Source organism: Phenylobacterium sp. (assembly GCF_036963605.1).
GTDB lineage: Bacteria > Pseudomonadota > Alphaproteobacteria > Caulobacterales > Caulobacteraceae > Phenylobacterium.
Window position 1 is genome coordinate 1 of the sequence record NZ_JBALUY010000146.1, and the last position, 681, is coordinate 681.

Annotated in this window: 1 pseudogene; it reads right to left on the reverse strand. The window is 65.5% G+C overall.

What is annotated here, in order from left to right:
- Positions 1-389 precede the first annotated feature (389 nt).
- A pseudogene (locus tag V7702_RS16770) lies at positions 390-681 on the reverse strand (serine hydrolase domain-containing protein); the annotation flags it as partial.

Genomic DNA, 681 nt, shown 5'->3' on the forward strand with positions numbered 1-681 from the left:
GAACGACGCTATCCAGATTTGAAGAATGAATGATCAGGGTTGACCTCCGATTAGCGCGTCCTTCAGCGACGATGCATGAGGCGCGAGGAACCGCTTAAGGCCTTGCCCCCGGCCAGCTTCGAACGCAGTCCTTGTAGCGGACGTTGCCAACGTCGCCGCGGAGTCAGAACCGCGCGCGCCGCATCAAAGACTGGGGCAGCGCCGAGCAGCGTACGGTCCCAAGGTCCCCTAAGAGCCCAAAGCGGCCTCGGACTGCCGGTATCTCTAGGACGCGAACAGGACGGGAATTACTGTGGGGTACGGGGAGGTGCGCGTCCCCGCACCCAAACATCCATAACGCCCGCCAGGATTAATCCCCCGGCGGGCGTGCCTGCGTCTGGGACAATGGATCAGTCCAGCACGTCCGACAGACGCCGCCAGAGCTCCTGGTCGAAGTTTCGGTCAACAGCCGCCGCACCGGTGCGGACGACCACCAGGCGACGGCTCGGAACAATGTAGAGACGACGGTCCAGGGCCCCGAAGGCGCCCACCAGGTCGGACGGCGCGGTGGGGATCAGGGGGCCGTCGCTCCGTGCGCCCTGGGCGCTGATGACATGGTCGCCGCCGTTCAGCCACCAGAGCCGCCCATAGGCCGGGTTGGTCTCCGAGGGCTGGAAGAGGGCGTCCAGCTGGTCTTGCGAG